Source organism: Helicobacter marmotae (assembly GCF_003364255.1).
Lineage (GTDB): Bacteria > Campylobacterota > Campylobacteria > Campylobacterales > Helicobacteraceae > Helicobacter_C > Helicobacter_C marmotae.
Genome location: NZ_NXLR01000010.1, coordinates 48103 through 65285 on the forward strand (window position 1 = coordinate 48103; position 17183 = coordinate 65285).

At 39.7% G+C, this 17183-nt stretch carries 19 protein-coding genes; 6 read left to right on the forward strand and 13 right to left on the reverse strand.

Annotated features, from left to right (window positions below; all coding sequences use genetic code 11):
• Window positions 1-272: 272 nt before the first annotated feature.
• From CQA63_RS06055 to CQA63_RS09835, 11 genes are all read right to left on the reverse strand, one after another.
• Window positions 273-1469, reverse strand: coding sequence for a GDSL-type esterase/lipase family protein (locus CQA63_RS06055; protein ID WP_233706609.1), 1197 nt, complete (start codon window positions 1467-1469; stop codon window positions 273-275).
• A 9-nt stretch (window positions 1470-1478) separates the two neighbouring features.
• Window positions 1479-2774 carry a DUF459 domain-containing protein gene (locus CQA63_RS06060; RefSeq protein ID WP_104699968.1) on the reverse strand — a complete coding sequence of 432 codons (1296 nt, stop codon included), beginning with the start codon at window positions 2772-2774 and terminating at the stop codon, window positions 1479-1481.
• The gene (locus CQA63_RS06065; RefSeq protein ID WP_104699967.1) at window positions 2774-4180 is read right to left on the reverse strand and encodes an MBOAT family O-acyltransferase; all 1407 of its coding nucleotides are present in this window, start codon (window positions 4178-4180) and stop codon (window positions 2774-2776) included. Before CQA63_RS06065 ends, CQA63_RS06060 begins: the two co-directional genes overlap by 1 nt.
• A 43-nt stretch (window positions 4181-4223) precedes the next feature.
• On the reverse strand, window positions 4224-5030 hold the full coding sequence (locus tag CQA63_RS06070) for an ABC transporter substrate-binding protein (RefSeq protein WP_104699966.1): 807 nt from the start codon (window positions 5028-5030) through the stop codon (window positions 4224-4226).
• The gene (locus tag CQA63_RS06075; protein ID WP_104699965.1) at window positions 5027-5806 is read right to left on the reverse strand and encodes an ABC transporter ATP-binding protein; all 780 of its coding nucleotides are present in this window, start codon (window positions 5804-5806) and stop codon (window positions 5027-5029) included. The genes CQA63_RS06070 and CQA63_RS06075 overlap by 4 nt, the downstream gene beginning before the upstream one ends.
• The gene (locus tag CQA63_RS06080; RefSeq protein ID WP_104699974.1) at window positions 5803-6738 is read right to left on the reverse strand and encodes a FecCD family ABC transporter permease; all 936 of its coding nucleotides are present in this window, start codon (window positions 6736-6738) and stop codon (window positions 5803-5805) included. Before CQA63_RS06080 ends, CQA63_RS06075 begins: the two co-directional genes overlap by 4 nt.
• A gap of 198 nt (window positions 6739-6936) precedes the next feature.
• Window positions 6937-7509, reverse strand: coding sequence for a DedA family protein (locus tag CQA63_RS06085; RefSeq protein ID WP_104699964.1), 573 nt, complete (start codon window positions 7507-7509; stop codon window positions 6937-6939).
• Between the two features lie 88 nt (window positions 7510-7597).
• Window positions 7598-8242, reverse strand: coding sequence for an ABC transporter ATP-binding protein (locus tag CQA63_RS06090; protein WP_199770694.1), 645 nt, complete (start codon window positions 8240-8242; stop codon window positions 7598-7600).
• A gap of 112 nt (window positions 8243-8354) precedes the next feature.
• On the reverse strand, window positions 8355-9422 hold the full coding sequence (tsf, locus tag CQA63_RS06095; RefSeq protein WP_104699962.1) for a translation elongation factor Ts: 1068 nt from the start codon (window positions 9420-9422) through the stop codon (window positions 8355-8357).
• Window position 9423: 1 nt separating this feature from the next.
• Window positions 9424-10224: a 30S ribosomal protein S2 gene (gene rpsB / locus CQA63_RS06100; RefSeq protein ID WP_104699961.1), complete on the reverse strand. Its 801-nt coding sequence runs from the start codon at window positions 10222-10224 to the stop codon at window positions 9424-9426.
• Window positions 10225-10234: 10 nt separating this feature from the next.
• Entirely contained in the window at window positions 10235-10387 is a 153-nt protein-coding gene (locus tag CQA63_RS09835; RefSeq protein ID WP_170128381.1) for a hypothetical protein, read from the reverse strand.
• Window positions 10388-10634: 247 nt separating this feature from the next.
• On the opposite strand from CQA63_RS09835, the gene flhF reads away from it, so the two are divergent.
• From flhF to fliY, 6 genes are read left to right on the forward strand one after another with little or no spacing between them, the layout of a single operon-like run.
• Window positions 10635-12098 carry a flagellar biosynthesis GTPase FlhF gene (gene flhF / locus CQA63_RS06105; protein WP_104699960.1) on the forward strand — a complete coding sequence of 488 codons (1464 nt, stop codon included), beginning with the start codon at window positions 10635-10637 and terminating at the stop codon, window positions 12096-12098.
• Window positions 12099-12108: 10 nt separating this feature from the next.
• Window positions 12109-12981: a MinD/ParA family protein gene (locus CQA63_RS06110; protein ID WP_115511844.1), complete on the forward strand. Its 873-nt coding sequence runs from the start codon at window positions 12109-12111 to the stop codon at window positions 12979-12981.
• Window positions 12982-12999: 18 nt separating this feature from the next.
• Window positions 13000-13350, forward strand: a complete 351-nt coding sequence (locus tag CQA63_RS06115; protein WP_104699958.1) for a hypothetical protein — start codon at window positions 13000-13002, stop codon at window positions 13348-13350.
• Entirely contained in the window at window positions 13328-14059 is a 732-nt protein-coding gene (locus CQA63_RS06120; protein WP_199770693.1) for an RNA polymerase sigma factor FliA, read from the forward strand. The genes CQA63_RS06115 and CQA63_RS06120 overlap by 23 nt, the downstream gene beginning before the upstream one ends.
• Window positions 14052-15113 (forward strand): flagellar motor switch protein FliM, encoded by a 1062-nt coding sequence (gene fliM / locus CQA63_RS06125; protein WP_104699956.1) that lies wholly within the window; start codon window positions 14052-14054, stop codon window positions 15111-15113. Before CQA63_RS06120 ends, fliM begins: the two co-directional genes overlap by 8 nt.
• Window positions 15110-15955, forward strand: a complete 846-nt coding sequence (fliY, locus tag CQA63_RS06130) for a flagellar motor switch protein FliY (RefSeq protein ID WP_104699955.1) — start codon at window positions 15110-15112, stop codon at window positions 15953-15955. Before fliM ends, fliY begins: the two co-directional genes overlap by 4 nt.
• A 20-nt stretch (window positions 15956-15975) precedes the next feature.
• Here fliY and CQA63_RS06135 read toward each other — a convergent pair whose 3' ends face one another.
• Both CQA63_RS06135 and ccoS read right to left on the reverse strand, forming a co-directional pair.
• Entirely contained in the window at window positions 15976-16941 is a 966-nt protein-coding gene (locus CQA63_RS06135) for an NAD(P)-binding domain-containing protein (protein WP_104699954.1), read from the reverse strand.
• Window positions 16934-17164 carry a cbb3-type cytochrome oxidase assembly protein CcoS gene (gene ccoS, locus CQA63_RS06140; RefSeq protein WP_104699953.1) on the reverse strand — a complete coding sequence of 77 codons (231 nt, stop codon included), beginning with the start codon at window positions 17162-17164 and terminating at the stop codon, window positions 16934-16936. The genes CQA63_RS06135 and ccoS overlap by 8 nt, the downstream gene beginning before the upstream one ends.
• Window positions 17165-17183: the final 19 nt, after the last annotated feature.

Sequence of the window (17183 nt, forward strand, 5' to 3'; positions counted from 1 at the left end):
CGAGTATATTAAAAAAAAAAAAAAACGATTTTTTAATGCAACAACTTTTGATTATTCTTAAACTTCTTTGAATCAAACATCTTCTTAAAATCTCTACTAACGCAAATAAGCAGAGGGAAATTCTTCACCTGCTATGCGGGCTATGGAGATGACAAAATTTCTATCTCTCAAGGGAATATCAGCTTCTCAACTCTTGCAGGTAAGTGTAAGCTTGGTTGTTAGCGCGCAAACATTAAACCCACACAAGCAAATATTCCACCTATAAGACAAGGCTATTTTAGCCTTAAAAGTTCATAATATAACTTATCAGCGATAAGCTTATAGCCATTAGGGAGTAAATGCACATCTGGCTTGGCAAGATTAGCACTCTCCCATTTAGCCTTACCCCCGCTTTGATTGATAAAATCCTCCATACTAAAAAGCAAAGTTTGCTTCTCTTTGGCAAGTTTAGTAATGGCTCGGGCAGTGATATTGGCATTTTTGCTCTTTTTGTACACCACCCTTTTGCCTTTGGTTGTCTTTTGCACCACTGGAGGCGGAGAGAGGAGCAAAATAGTCGTGTTAGGATTAGCCTCCCTGATATTATCAATAAGCTCGCCATAGTGTTTGATAAACACACTTTCATTGAAGTTATCATGCATTGCGTCATTTGACCCATAGCATAAAATATACAAATCCGCAGGCAGAATGCGCATCTGCTGCATAAAAAGCTCTCTATCCCATTTAAGCCAAATATCCGAGCGCGCGCCATTTATGCCAAGACTTTCAACGATATTATTGCCCCCATTGCGTTGTGTAATATACATTCCCCCTAAAAGCACCTTTTCATTCAAGGCATAAATGCTAATAGGATATTGCAACTCCATACTGAGTATTTGCCAGCTTGAAGCCCTTTTAGCATTAATGATAAATTTTGCCTTAGCACTATCTTCAATCCGCAGTGCTGCCTTGGTATCAGGGGCTTTAAAAATAATTTTTGTCGTAGCGTTAGTGGGGTTAATGGGAGAGAGGGTAATATATGCGGGGAGGGCTGTGGGCTTTGCTATCACGCCCCCTAATGGGTAGGCAGTTGGCTCATTTATGCGAGAATTTAAGATTTCAAAATTTTGGCTTTGATATTTGAGTGCGATATGCTGATGATAAAGCGGATAGAGCGGGTAGAGCAGCCCAAAACTATAGTTTTTAAAAAGGAGATTCCTTAATCTATGAGAGAGAAAATCCCCAGCGATATGAGAATCCCCCAAAACCCTTATAACAAGATTCTCTCTCTTATGAATCTTTGCTTTAAGCAAGGGGGAGATTTGGGCTTGGTAACTTTGAATGCCGCTGGTAGATTCTAAAAGTTGCTTGCTTTGTGCGGGGATACTGGGTTTAGAATCCGCCAAAGCTAAACCTATGCTTTTAAGCGGATATTCTATGCCCAAAATCCCCACGCATATACAAAACGATAAACTCATAACCCTTAGCACGCCTGCCCCCTAATCCTCTCGCACTTGAAGTGAGTTAAGAAGGATATTTGCCATAATTTGATACCCCCTTGAAGTGAAATGCACACCATCATCAATGCGCACTTGCACGCTTTTGCCATCTCTGCCTTTGATAAAAGCAGAATACTTCCCGCCTTGAGTAACAATGCCATTACTTTGCAAGAAATACTCGCCATTTGCTTTGGTTACATCTTCATAGAGGCTATTAAGGTAGAGAATCTTATCATTAAGGGCTTTCTCCCTCACAGAGGGGACTTCATACCACGCTACGCGCGCACCATAGCTTTGAGCTATCTCAAGTATCTCCTCTATACGTTGGCTATAAATCTCCTCCCATAATGGGCTTTTAAAGGCGATATTTTTTCTCATAGTCCATGGGTCATTTGCCCCTAAAAGCACGACTACAAGGCTGATATTCTCATACTCATTAAAGCATTCTTGCAAGCTTTGGGCGAAGTTAAAGTAATTTTTATAAGTAAGCCCTGTGCTATGTTTGCTAAGATTAATGCCATGAATATCCATTTTCTTAAAAGCCCGAAGAATATAAGGTGCTACCCCTTGCATCATAGAATCCCCCATAAGCACTACAGAGCTACCACTCTCAATATCAATGGAAGTTTTTTGAATCGGGCGAATAGGTGTATAACTCTCAACAATAGGCGCTGGCTCTTTCACTGGCTCTGTAATGAGATTTGGCTTTGTAGCTTCTTGTGAATCTCCGCCCTCTATTGCCCCGCTCGCTTCGCTGCTCTCTCCACTTTTTTCATCATTATTGGCTTTTGTGTTATTGCTCGCTTCATTGCTAGATTCTATATTTCCCTCTACTTGTAACTCTCTTGCTCCCTCTACTTTTTCTTCTATTGTTGTGCTGATTTTTCCCTCCATCGCCTCATCTAACATTCCCCCTATTGTTGCATCTTGTGCCTCCTTTAGCTCCCCATTGACTGCTTCCTTTACTTGCTTGGCTTTCTCCGCTGCTTTTTGGGTGTGTTGGCTTTTATGCGCAAGCTTGAAATCCTGCCCTTGTGCAAGCTTTTTGGGAGATTCTTTACTATCTAACACTTGCGATAGAAACTCCGCTAAAGAGAGCTCACTCATCAAAGAATCCATAAAGTCAAAAACCGCATTCTCCCCTAGCATAAGCCTTTGATATATATCTGCTAGGACTTTAGATTCTGTAAAGTTATGGTACTTTTGCTCCACATATGTAAGTATAGAGCTATGCAGTATCACCACAAGCTGCAAAAATGTAAAACAAATGATAAAAACAAATTTCGCCTGCTGCATTAAAAACCCTGATAGATAAATTGAGGAATGCCCGATGGCATAATGGCGATAATAAGTGTCAGCGCAAAGGCTAAAACAAAGGGCTTTAAAACCCACGGGATAGCACTTGAGAGGCTTTGAGTGAAGCTTAGGCTTGGGCGCATTAAAGGGTAGCAAATAAAGCCTATACATAAAACCCCAAGAAACCACCATACATACGCAGGGGCTGGAGATTCTAACCCTTGAGCAAAGGCTAGCATAAAATCCCTCACCTCATCGAGTGAATGATAATAAAAGAAAATCCAGCCAAAACTCACAAATATAAATGTAAAAGCCCTCCCCACAAAAGGAATGCCCTCCATATTGATATGAAGCATTTTTAAGATGTTTAGCCAAATTACCCCAAAGCCGTGTAAAAGCCCCCAAATAAGGAAATTCCATGTATTGCCATGCCATAAGCCTGAGAGGGCAAAACTAAGGAGCACAAAAAGCTGCGTGCATAAAAAGCCCTTAGCGCTCCCTCCAAGAGGGATATAAATATAATCGCGTATAAAAGTAGAGAGGCTAATATGCCATCTGCGCCAAAAATCTTTGAGATTGCTTGCCATATAGGGCATATGAAAATTTGGCGGGAGGATAAAGCCTAAAGAGAGCCCAAAGGCACAAACGAGATTCACATAACCGCTAAAATCACAATAAATCTGCACACTATAAGCAAAAAGCGCTGCTAAAAGCTCTAAGGCGTGGTATTCAAAGGGCGCATCTAAGATAGGAGAAGCATACATACCTAGATAATTAGCAATAATAGTCTTTTTCACTAAGCCAAAAAGCAATAAGGCAAAAATAAGATTCATAGAGCCAAATTTGCGCTTTGCGTGGTATTGTCGAAAGAAATCTTCACTTCTCATAATAGGACCTGCAATAAATGTAGCAAAAAATGAAAGATAAGTCGCTAATGCTAAAAAGCCCTCTAGCTTTGGATTCTCACCATTATTATAAGGAGTGGGGAATTGCGCACCTTCATATACAGAGCGCAAATATGTAATAGAAGCAAAGGTATAAAAGCTAATGCCTAAGGGAAAAATAATATCTATGTCAAAAAAATCTAGCCCAAAAGTCTTAAGAAATACATCAAAAGCATCTTTAATATACGCATAATATTTAAAAAAGCACAAAAAGCACACGCAAAAACACACAGAAGCAAGGAAGATAAAACGCGCACGAAGCTCATCAATAAAAAATGCAAGGCAATACACACAGCATGTATAAAGCAACACAATGAGCGCAAAATACGGGCTAAAAAGCGAAATTACTACATAATTAAAGCACAAAAGCGCGAAATTACGATAAGCAAAAGTGGGGATAAGCCAATAGAGCACAAAAAACAAAAGGAGAATTACACTAAATTCGATAGAGAAAAAACTCATCACCTGCTTCTTTAGAGAAAATAAGCAGGGATTATAGCATACTTCATTGGGCTTGCTCTAGGCTCTCCTTAAAGCTTTTAATATGCCCTACTATGCTCGGAGAGACGCGCAAGAGGGAATATGTATAAGGATAGGCAATTATATGCTTATTTTGGGCGGCTTTGAGATTCTTAAAAGCTGGATTTTGCTGGAGCAATACTGCTGGGTCCTGGGCTTGTATGCCCAAGATAATCATATCTGGATTGGCTTTTAAGATAAACTCGCTTGAAATGATAGGACGTTGTGCCTCGCTTGCGGGGGTTAGGTTTTCTACCCCTATAATGCGGAAAATATCTGCTATAACAGAATTATCCGCAAAGCCCATGAGGGGATTGGTAGAGAAAAGAAAGATAGCACTTTTTTTAATCGGGTCTTTTTGAAGCCCAAGCAATGCCTCCCGGATAGAATCTTTTAGCTTCTCACCTGCTTTTTGCTTATGAAGCAAATCCGCCAAAGTAGTGATATTTGTAAATAAATCATCTAACCTCTGGGCTTGAAGATATAAAGTAGCAATGCCTAGTTTCTCCAAACGTTCCTTTAGCCCTAAAGAATAAGAGCTAAGAATCACCAATGTAGGCTTAAAACTTAGAATCTTCTCAATAGAAGGGTTTGAGAAGCTCCCTACACTGGGGAGTTTCTCTGTCTTCTCCTTAGGGGCTATAGCACTCTGCTGCAAATGTGCAATAGCGACTATGTCATCTCCACTGCCTAATTCATAAATAATCTCAATGCTCGCTGGGTCAAGCACAACTAAGCGATTGCTCGCCAATAACATACAGGTAAAACTCATAATGCACAACAATATTCTCATACACTCTCCTTTGAAATAATAATATGCGCCCTGCCTTTATGGGGCATCACTTCGCACTCCAAGCCATAAATTTCCTTCAACACAGCAGGTACAAGCAAGTCGTTACTTTTGCCATCATAACGCAGAGCTCCATTTTTTAGAAAAATCAGGCGATGACAAAAAAGCGAGGCAAGATTCACATCATGCAAAATCGCAATGACCATAATATTATGCGTGCGGATATAGTGCTCGCATAAACTCAAAAGCTCAATAGCAAAATGCAAATCAAGCGCACTTGTGGGCTCATCTAAGCAGAGGATTTTAGGCTTTTTAAGCAAGGCACGTGCGAGTAAAACTCGCTGAAACTCACCCCCGCTTAAAGAGAGCACATTACGGAATAAAAATGCCTCTATTTTTAAAGCACAAGCCATTTCCTCTACTTGCTCTACATCATCTTTACTATAATGGGTAAAGGCATTTTGCAACGTGCCATATTTACCCATAAGCAGCACATCTCTTACAAGCAATGGCATAGTAATGCCTGATTTTTGCGGCACAAAGCCAATGAGTTTGGAGAGCTCTTTAATACTATAGTCGCCTATAGGCTTATCAAAAAGTGTGATTTCACCCTTTTGTAGGGGCAAAATGCCTAGTATGTGCTTCAATAAAGTGCTTTTACCCGCGCCATTAGCGCCCAAAATCCCCAAAAACTCGCCTTGTGTAACACGAAATGATATATCATCTAAAAGCACCTTATGCCCTAAAGTATAGCTTAAAGCAGATACAGATAGGCTCATAAGCTTCTCCTTGTGCAGAGTGCGAGATACAAAAAGAGCGGCGCACCAAAAAATGCAGTAATAATCCCTATGGGAATTTCCACATTAACAATACTACGTGCTATATCATCACAACAAAGTAAAAACACACCGCCTAAAGCAGTAGATAATGGCAAAACAAGTGCGTTGTTATAATCTTTAATCCATAATCTCACAATATGAGGTATCACTAAGCCCACAAAGCCTATTAACCCACTAAATGCCACGCTGAAAGCCACGCTAAATGAAGAGACAATGAGGAGATTGCGCTTAAGCTTAGGGCTATCAACGCCGAGATTCCTTGCCTCATCATCACCACTAAGAATGATATTTAGCTCGTGGCGATGTATATAAAAATACGACATACATAGCACAAGCGGGATAAAGAGCAGCACGACTTTATCCCATGAGCTTAAGCCCAAATACCCCATAAGCCAAGCTACGATTTTAAAGGAATCCTCTCCAATATAATAAATTAAAAGCGAAGTAAATGCCCCTAAAAATGATGAAATAGCAATGCCCACAATGAGTAAGGTAGTGATATTGGCATAGCTATTAAGTTTAAAGATTACAAATGCAAATGCACAGCAAAAAACAAAGCCAAATATCCCAAAGTAAAAATCAGCCAAACCTAGCACATACGCCACAACCGCGCCAAAAGTCGCCGCAGAAGCAATACCTATAATGTAAGGATCGGCTATAGGATTAGCAAAAACACTTTGAGTAACACAACCTGATGATGAAAGCAACATACCAATTAAAATAGCCATAACAATGCGAGGCAAGCGCACATCAAACAAAATGCTTTTATCAATATCTGCCGCCTCTGCGCCAAAAAGCACTCCAAAAAGCCGAGATATGCTCCATATTTCATCGCCTATAAGCATAGATATACATATAACAAAAATATACATACACACTAAAATAATGCTTATATGCTTATACTTTCCAATCACAACCTGCTCTCCAATAACTCCAAATAAAATAAGTCTAATAAATTGGGGAATAAACAAACATAATCATACAAAAATAAAAATAATAAATAATCTTATTTTATATATTTTCACTTGTGGCTCATTTCTACCTGCTTGCATTATGGCTTAAATGTGCTGTTATAATGCCTTTTTAGCCTTTGTGGAGACTTTAGAGACAATCACATACAAAAACACGCAGAGCACAAGCAAAACAATAGGCACAAAATATGAATGCGCATCAATTTTTTCAAGTAAGAGTATCACCCCACTACTTGCATAATGCCCAAATAGCCCGACAAAGACTGCCCAAAGCACACAAGCAAGAGCATTAATGATAAAAAACTTCTTTAAAGGAAATCGGCTAAAGCCAATGGCTAAAGGCACAAGCGTTTTCACTCCATAGAGGTATTTGCCAAATATAATAAGCCAAAGTCCGTATTTTTTAAGCCATATTTGAGAGAGAGCGATTTTGCGTTTGTGATTTTGCAAATATGTTATTAAGTCCTTTTTTTGATAACGTCCAAGATATGCGAGGCTTGAGCTACCAACGATATTGCCCGCGCAAGCTACAAGCATCGCATAATACAAATCCATCTTATCCAATGCGCTCATTACCCCGGCGGTGAGTAAGCCTACATATCCCCCACCTAATGAATAAAGAAACAAAAGAATGTAGCCCCACTGCTCAAGTAAAGTAATGACCTCTTGCATACTCTCCCTTTGTATGAATTTCTCTAAAAGTTTAACCTAATTACAATAATAAATCCTACTTTTTATCAAATGCTATACATACACTTTACTATACTTGCACTTGTTGCAATGCCATATTGGAGAGTTGGTATGTTCTATTACAAGCAGAGGCGATGTCATTATCGTGTGTAGCAAGGATAAGCCCCGCTTTATGCGAGGCAATATAGGCAAGCAAAATATCCATAACATGCAATGCGGTTTGTTTATCAAGATTCCCCGTGGGCTCATCAGCAAAGATAAGCTTTGGCTTTTTAGTTAAAACCCGCGCTATGGAGAGCCTTTGCTGCTGCCCGCCGCTTAGCTCGCCTATAGGCTGCCCAAGCACCCCGCTAATGCCAAAAGATTCTAAAAGGGTATGGTCTATGGGCTCTTTAGAGAGAAGAGAGGCGACTTTGAGATTTTCCATAGCGTTAAAACCACGAAATAAATAATGTGATTGAAAGACAATGCCTATATGTAGCCTACGCAACAATAGCTGCTCCTTAGAGCTTAGGGCATAAATATTATCATAATCAAGTATGCCTACATACCCGTTTTTAGGAGGAAGTAAAGTGGAGAGGTTGTTTAAAAGTGTGGATTTACCGCTTCCGCTAACCCCCAAAATCGCTATGCTCTCCCCCTCATTCACTTGAAGATTCACATCCTTATAAAGCGTGGTTTCAAAACTATGAGAGAGATGAGAAGCACGAAGCAGTGGATTCATAACTATCCTTTATAAGACCCCTAGATAAAGCCCCTACCCTGCTATATATCAGAATCTCCAAGCAAAGACTCCTTAAAGCAAGGGTGTGTATGGCAAAAGCTTATTATTGCATTTGTGCGGCAACTTCAGCGGCGAAATCCTCTACCTTTTTCTCAATGCCCTCACCAAGCTCAAAACGAACATACTGCACGATTTCAATCCTATCATCAAGCTCTTTACTTTTAGATTCTAAAACTTGTGCGATGGTCTTTTTATCATCCATTACATAAAACTGCCCTAGAAGTGTCATTCTTTGGTCAAGCAATGTACTATCAGCTATGAAACGTTCCATTTGCCCGGGTAATATCTTATCCCAAATGGCTTCTGGCTTACCCTGTGCTTTCAAATCCTCTCTTAGTTTTTGCTCTTGTGCTGCAAGGACAGATTCTGTAAGTTCGCTACGACTGATGTATTGAGGGATTTTATGGAGCATTTTGCCAAGTCTTTTGAGCTCCTCGTTTTCTTTGGTAAGTTCAGCAATAATAGCAACCTTTTCTTTTTGTATAAAATCACTATCAAGCTCTGCAGGGCTTAACACTTGTGGCTTCATCGCTGCTGCGTGCATACAAATACCCTTAGCAAGCTCCACACACGCATTTTTAGAGCCATCTTTGCCATATTTCATAGCAATAAGCACCCCTACGCGCCCATTTGAATGCACATAACCATTGACAATCCCCTTGCCATCTGCTTGTATGCTTGCTATGCGGCGCACTACGATATTCTCACCGATTTTAGCAATATTTTGCTGGAGATACTCCTCAAATTTCACACCCTCAACACTCATACTATGAAGTTTTTCTGTGCAAGAGAGAGAATGCTCATGGACGATTTTTGCCGTCTTGCTTACAAGCTCTTTAAAGGTATCATTCTTAGCGACAAAGTCTGTTTCAGAATTTATCTCAATAATACTTGCCTTTGTGTAATCACCTGCGACCTCTACACTTACCACACCCTCACTAGCTACTCTATCAGCCTTTTTAGCTGCTTTGCTTAAGCCTTTCTCTCGCAAGTATTCAACGGCTTTGTTAATATCACCTTGAGTTTCTACAAGTGCCTTTTTACAATCCATCATACCCGCATCTGTCATCTCGCGGAGTTGCTTTACAAGCTGTGCTGAAATATCTGCCATATTACTCCTCCTCTTGCATATCTTTAGCAATCTCTTGTGTTACTTCATCAAGTATTTCTTCTTTTTCTGCATCTGTAACAGGAGCCATCTCGCCCTCACCTTCTGCAGCCTCTTGCATATCTTTATTTTCAGCTCTTCCCTCTAAAATCGCTTCACTAATCTCTTTACAAAAAAGCTGAATAGAGCGAATCGCATCATCATTCCCCGGGATAGGATAATCTACCATATCAGGATCGCAATTGGTATCTAATGGTGCAACCACAGGTATGCCTAATCTACGTGCCTCTGCTACGGCGATTTTCTCCTTTGCTGCATCGATTACAAAAATCATATCAGGGGCTTTCTTCATATGGCGTACACCGCCGAGATATTTATCAAGCTTTTCTTTTTTACGTTGGAGCATGAGCTTTTCTTTTTTGGTTAAAAGATCAATTTGCCCGCTATTTTCCATTTCTTCAATGATTTCAAGTTTGCGCACGGACTTCTTAATCGTGCTAAAATTTGTAAGCATACCTCCAAGCCAACGATAATTCACATAAGGGGCATTTACAGATTCTGCATAGGTTTTAAGTGTTTCACTTGCTTGCTTCTTTGTACCCACAAACATAATCACCTTGCCCTCACTCGCGGCTTCTTTAACAATATTATATGTATAGCGAAAGTATCGTAATGTCTTTTGTAAGTCAATAATATGAATATTTTTCCTCACCCCAAAGATAAATCTCTGCATCTTTGGATTCCATCGGCGAGTTTGATGACCAAAATGCACGCCACACTCAAGTAAATCTTTCATTGTTACCATAGTTGTCTCCTTAACAATAATGTAGTTTATCCGCCATACCCCTTAACAAAGATTCTTTAAATCTCTGCAACCTAACATTCAAGGATTGGTATGTGTGAATTGTATTTGCAAATACACCCAAAACCCGCATATCACTATCATTGATGAATGAATACGGAATCATAGATTACATGCAAATAAGAGTGCGATTGTAGCTGTGCTTGTATAAAATTTTGCTTATAAAGTGCCTTCCTCTGCCCATAAGCCCATAATAAATATGCCCTTATTGTCCTAGTTTTAAACTCAATCAAAGAATTGCTTTTTAGGATTTATTGGAGACTCCACACTTGTAAAAGCGTGATAGAAATTAAACTTTTAATTAAGCCCAAAAAGCTACAATAAATATTTTATTTTCAAAAGAGGCAAATATAATGGCAAAAAAACTTCATACCTTTATGGGAGATACCCCAGCCCAAGCTATGCAAAAGGCAAAAGAGACTTTTGGAGATGAATTTCTTATTGTAGAAAACAAAGAAATACGGAAAAAATCGCTCAATCAATCTGGTTTATATGAAATGGTTATCGCCGTAGATGAAGACAATATAGAGCCAAAAGCCACAACCCAAGCCCAATCCCCCACACCGCAAGCAACAGCACAACCTCCACAAAATAGCGTGCAAAAAAAGCTTGATGAAATCGCAGAGAAAAAAATGGCAAAAAAACGTAAAGTTGCCCAAAAGCCAAAAATCTATGATGAAGTTACCCTCCAGCTATCTGATGCAGTTAAACAAATTTCAAAAATTGCCAATGTCCCAAGCAATATGCCAGAAAATCCTAAGATTCAAACTTCTGCGCGCCCCTATCCTACAAGCACTCCCACACCCACCAATACACCTAAAAAACCCAATATTGATGAGCGGGCAAATGAGAAGATTCAAGACTTAGCCCAAAGCCGTTTAGCCCAAAGTATAAGTGAGAAAAATGAGTTAAGAGAGATTAAAAATGAAATGAGCGAACTCAATGACAAAATAAAGATTATTCAAAATATGCTATGGGAAGAAAAATCTCCCAAAAATGAGCATATCAATATCCCACAAGAATTTGCAGAAATTTATAGAATCGCCAAAAATAGCGGTATGAATAAAGAGCATTTAAATACCATTATGCAGCTCTCCTTAGAGCTTATGCCCCTAAAAATGCGCTCTAGCTCCCTCACCATTAAACGTTACTTCCGTGAAGTACTCCGTAAAATGATTTACTGCCGAAGTGAAAATCTCCAAAATGAGAGTAAAAAAATTATGATGTTTGTAGGACCCACAGGCGTGGGTAAAACCACAACTCTAGCCAAACTTGCAGCGCGATATTCTCTTATGAATGCACGTTACCGCGTGGGGGTAATTACCCTTGATACATACCGCTTAGCAGCAGTGGATCAGCTTATGGCGTATGCACGTATGATGAAATTAAGCATCGATACCGTTATAGAGCCTGAAGAATTTGGCAAAGCTATCGATTCGCTCAAATATTGTGATTATATCCTTGTAGATACAGCAGGGCATTCCCAGCATGACAGAAACAAACTCCAGCTACTTAAAAGCTACCTCAATAATGACTATAAAATTGACATACATCTTGTGCTTGCAGCAAATGCTAAATATGAGGATTTACGCGATACATATAATGCCTTTAGTGAGCTAAATATTGATACCCTAATCTTTAGCAAACTTGATGAAAGTCGCTATTTTGGCAATATTTTTTCACTTGTTTATGAAACCAAAAAGCCTATTTCTTATCTCTCTATTGGGCAAAGTGTGCCTAATGATTTAATCTTAGCAGGGAATGACTATTTAGTTGATTGCCTGCTTGATGGATTTAGAAAACCAGAATCTAAATAAAAGAGTAACGATGATACAAAACCAAGCTTATGAGCTCCAATCTCTTGTGCAAAGCCAAGATAAGCGCAATTTTAGCTCCACGCGTTTTATCGCTATCACTTCAGGCAAAGGAGGCGTGGGCAAGTCTAGCATTAGTGCGAACTTAGCATACGCCCTATGGAAACAAAAAAAGCGAATAGCCATTTTTGATGCAGATATTGGCTTAGCAAACCTTGATTTGATGTTTGGGTTAAAAGTGCAGCATAATATCCTCCACGCTTTACGTGGGGAAGTGAGCTTTCAAAGTATTATTTATCCTATAGAAGAGGGCTTATATCTTATCCCCGGAGATAGCGGGGAGGAGATTCTTAAATACGCTAATAGCGGTATGTTTGAACGTTTCTTGCAAGAGAGTGATATTTTAAGCGATATTGACTATATGCTTATTGACACAGGAGCGGGGATTGGCGGGGTTACGCAGGGGTTTTTGAATGCAAGTGATGTGATAGTAGTGGGTACTATACCAGACCCCTCCGCACTTACTGATGCCTATGCGACTATCAAACTTAATAGCAAAACGCGAGAGAATATTTTTATGATTCTTAATATGGTCAAAAGTCAAAAAGAATCACAACTTGTGTTTGAACGTATCTTAAACGTAGCCAAAAAGAATCTGCCATCTTTACATTTGCAATCACTTGGATTTATCGAGCAAAGTCAAGTGATTGCAAAAGCTGTGCGCTCAAGGGAGCTTTTTGTCAAATCTGAGCCTCTAAGTGCTGCTAGCGGACAAATCCAATTTATCGCTAATAATCTCATTTCTTATTTGGAACACAATATGCTTACCTCATCTCAAAAGCAGCATTTTACCGATTTCTTAAGGCGAGTGTTTGGCTACTTTTAGGCATGCAAGAGGAGCAAAATGAAACCAGATAATTATATGAGCTTTAGCATTGTGGCTGGATTCTTTGTGGGGCTTGCTTGTGCCATTAGCAAATTTGATGAGCCAGAATTTATGGTGCTATGGACTATCATTACAACAATGGGCGTGTATTTGATTGTAGCTATCAGTGTGTCATTGTATTTTTGGTTTTTAGATTTTAGCAACTCTAAGCTCAAAAAAAGCAAGCTTGAGAGTAATTTAGAATTCTATCGACTCGAATTTGATAAGCGAGAAAAAGAATCCGCTAGAATCCGCAGCTTTATTAAAAGCATTAAAATTGATGATGAAGATATAACCGAAGCACAAAATGGACAAACCAGAGGAGATTAAAGTGAAAAGCATAAAACAAAACTATGGCTATACCCAAACACTCAAATATGCTCAAGATGAGCTTGCTTTGCAATACTTGCCCGCAGTCAAAGCAATGGCTTTTCGCCTTAAAGAACGTTTGCCTAGCTCTATTGAAATGGCAGATTTAGTCTCTATTGGCACAGAAGAGCTAATCAAGCTTGCACGCCGCTATGATAGCAATATCAACGACTCCTTTTGGGGCTATGCTAAAACTCGTGTAAATGGAGCGATGTTAGACTATTTGCGCAGCCTTGATATTCTCTCTCGTGCTAATCGCAAGCTTGTTAAAAGCATTGATTATGAAGTCTCAAAATACTTTAATGAACACCAAGAAGAGCCTAGCGATGAATACCTAGCAAAGATTCTTAATGAAGATATTGCGAAAGTAAAGGAAGCCCGCATAGCCTCTGATATATACGCGCTTGTGCCCATTGATGAGCAATATAATGTCATTTGTGCTGAAAATATTGTAGAAGATGTGCAAAAAGATGAACTTATGGAACTGATACAAAAGATTCTAAGCAAGCTTAGCAAAAGGGAGCAGACGATCATTCAGCTTTATTATTTTGAAGAGCTTAGCCTCAAGGAAATCAGCGAGATTCTCGAGATTACAGAATCGCGTATCTCACAAATTGCAAAAGAAGTTATCAAAAAGATTCGACAATCATTAGGAGATATAAATGGCTGATATATTAAGTCAAGAAGAAATTGATGCCCTCTTAGAGGTTGTCGATGATGAGGGCGATACCGCCGAGATAGAAAAGCAAGACCTCACACATCAAAAACAAGTTACCCTCTATGACTTCAAACGTCCAAATCGTGTAAGCAAAGAGCAACTCCGTGCCTTTAAATCCATCCATGACAAAATGGCAAGAAGCCTCTCGTCGCAAGTTTCTGCGGTGATGAGAAGTATTGTTGAGATTCAGCTCCATAGCGTGGATCAAATGACTTATGGGGAGTTTTTGATGAGCTTGCCAAGCCCTACAAGCTTTAATATCTTCTCTATGAAGCCCTTAGAGGGCGCTGCCATTTTAGAGATAAACCCCAGCATTGCTTTTCCTATGATTGATAGACTTTTAGGAGGGAAAGGCGACCCGTATGAAAATTCGCGTGAGTTTAGCGATATTGAGCTTAATCTCCTTGATACACTTTTACGTCAAATTATGCAAAATCTCAAAGAAGCGTGGAGCTCGATTACAGAGATATTCCCCTCTGTGGATTCTAAAGAATCTAGCCCAAATGTCGTGCAAATCGTGGCACAAAATGAAATTGTCATTATGGTGGTTATGGAGATTATCATCGGGCATAGCAGCGGTATGATGAGCATTTGCTACCCTGTGATTTCACTTGAAACCGTCCTCTCACGTCTAGCAAGCCGCGATTTGATGCTAAGTGATACAAGCTCTAAAAAGAGCCGTAATAAAGAGCTCCAAGCCCTCATAGCTGGAGCAAATGTCATCATCAATGGCTATTTAGGCAATGCCACGCTTACATTAAAAGAAGTGCTAGATTTGCAAGTAGGAGATATTGTGCGCCTTGATAGGGCTGCTGATGATACGATTCTTGTATCTGTCGATGGACGTGAAAAATACATAGCAAGCATTGGTTTGCAACGTTATCGCAAAACCTTACAAATCAAAGAAGTGATAAAAACAGAAAAAGATCAAGTTAAAGAAGTCCTTGAAATGCTTGAATCACAACGTAAAAACAGAATCGCTGATATTGCAGAGGAGGGAGAATGAAGCCATTTATAGATTTAGTTGTCGCAGAAACCACGGCTACTATTGAGGGCTTAATGGGGAAAACCCCCAGCGTAACGCACACTATGGATGGCGATATTAGCCTTGAGAATATCCCTGTGCCCTATGCTATTAGCTATATCGTTGCTAGTGGCGGAGGCGATGGCGAGCTTGGTATGATTATCCCTGTAGAGATGGGAACTGCCCTAGCAGATATGATGCTTGGCGGGGAGGGCGAAGTCAAAAAAGAAATGAATGATGATGACTTAGATGCCATTAAAGAAATTACCGCCAATATTTTTGGGGCTATCTCCACAGCCCTTAATGCACAAAAAGAGCTCCCAAAGCTGAACTTCACTTGCACGAATATTGAATTTATCACGCAAAGTATGGATTTATCACGTTTTAATAAAGCCTATATATTTAATTTTTCACTTGATTCTATTCAATCAAAATTCACTATCCTAACAAGTGCGAATTTTGTCAAACTCTTTGAGCAAGACAAGCAACCACAAAGTATAAATATAGAATCTCCCGCTCCTCAAGCCGCTGCTGCACTCACAAGCACAGAGTATAAAAATATCAATATGATTTTAGATGTGCGCCTTAATGTCAAAGTGCGTATTGGGCAGAAAAGAATGCTCCTTAAAGATGTGATTGCTATGGATATAGGAAGTGTGATAGAGCTTAATCAGCTTGCCAATGACCCGCTTGAAATACTCGTAGATGATAAGGTTATTGCTAAGGGTGAAGTAGTGATTGTAGATGGGAACTTTGGAATCCAAATCACAGAAATTGGCACAAAACGTGATAGATTAGAGCAGCTAAGAGGGCAAGGCTCTTAACCCCTCATCATTATTTTTGATTATTTTCGTTTGGCGATAACTTGTGCGATTTCATAGCCATGCTTTATCGCAGCAGCAATCGACCCTCCGCTTTTAAGAGCTATATCACCAGCGACAAACATATTTTTTACATTACTTTCCCAACATTCAGAGCAAAGGGGCGTGCCTTTCTCATCAGTTTGTACCCCGCATTTTTGTAGGAAATCCACAGGGCTTGCCCCACCAATGGCATAAATCACGCGCTCATAGCTTGCTTTACTCCCATCGGTAAATTCCACACCTATGTTGCCATTATCATCTACAAGCCCTGTAATATCAACCCCTAATTTTGCGCATAACTTGCCAGATTTAATGGCATCTTCAAGTGCCTTTGCATTCACATCATTAATGCGGCTAAACTCTGTGCGGCGGTAATTAAGCGTTACACTTCCATTTTCTTGTATATTTTGAGCTAAATCGCAAGCATACTCTACAGCAGAATTCCCCCCGCCTACAACAAGAATCTTCTCAAAGCCTTGTGCGTCATTAGCATTAAAATTAATTTTCTTACGCACACTTGAGGGGAAAGGGTAGCTTGGCTTATTTGGCTGCCCCATTTTACCAATGCTAATGACCACAAAACGCACTTGAAAGCTATGGTTATTCGTAGTATGGAGCATAAATCCCTCTCCATTTGAGAGGGGAGTGATTGATTCTACTTCGTGTTGATAGGCTACTTCCACGCCACTAAGCAGAGCGTCAAAAAACGCTAAAGTACTCTCTCTATTGCCGTCTTTAAAATCAATTTTCCCCTTAAGCTCAACCACCTGCCCCTTATAATCTCTATCAACGCGTTTGCCCTCTTTGTAAAATTTGTTGATACTCATATTGTGCGTTTCACCCTTTTCACACACAATCACGCTTAACCCATACCCTAAACATTCTATAGCCGCACTCACTCCAGCAGGACCACAACCCACTACACCTACATCATATATTTTATTCATTCTTTTCTCCTTTGTTGTTTGATGCTTTGGGGCATTTTATATGTTTTTTATCAGCTTTAGCGGCGAGATTTAAATCCTCTACAGAATCAAAGAGCACGCCCTGCATCATTTTATTCGCATCATCAAACTGCCCATTTTTAAGCCCCCACAAAAATGCGAGTAAGCCAAATAAACCAAGCATAAGAGATACGCCCAACATAAGCGCTACCATTCCCATATCCATAGTATGCCCCTTAAGATAA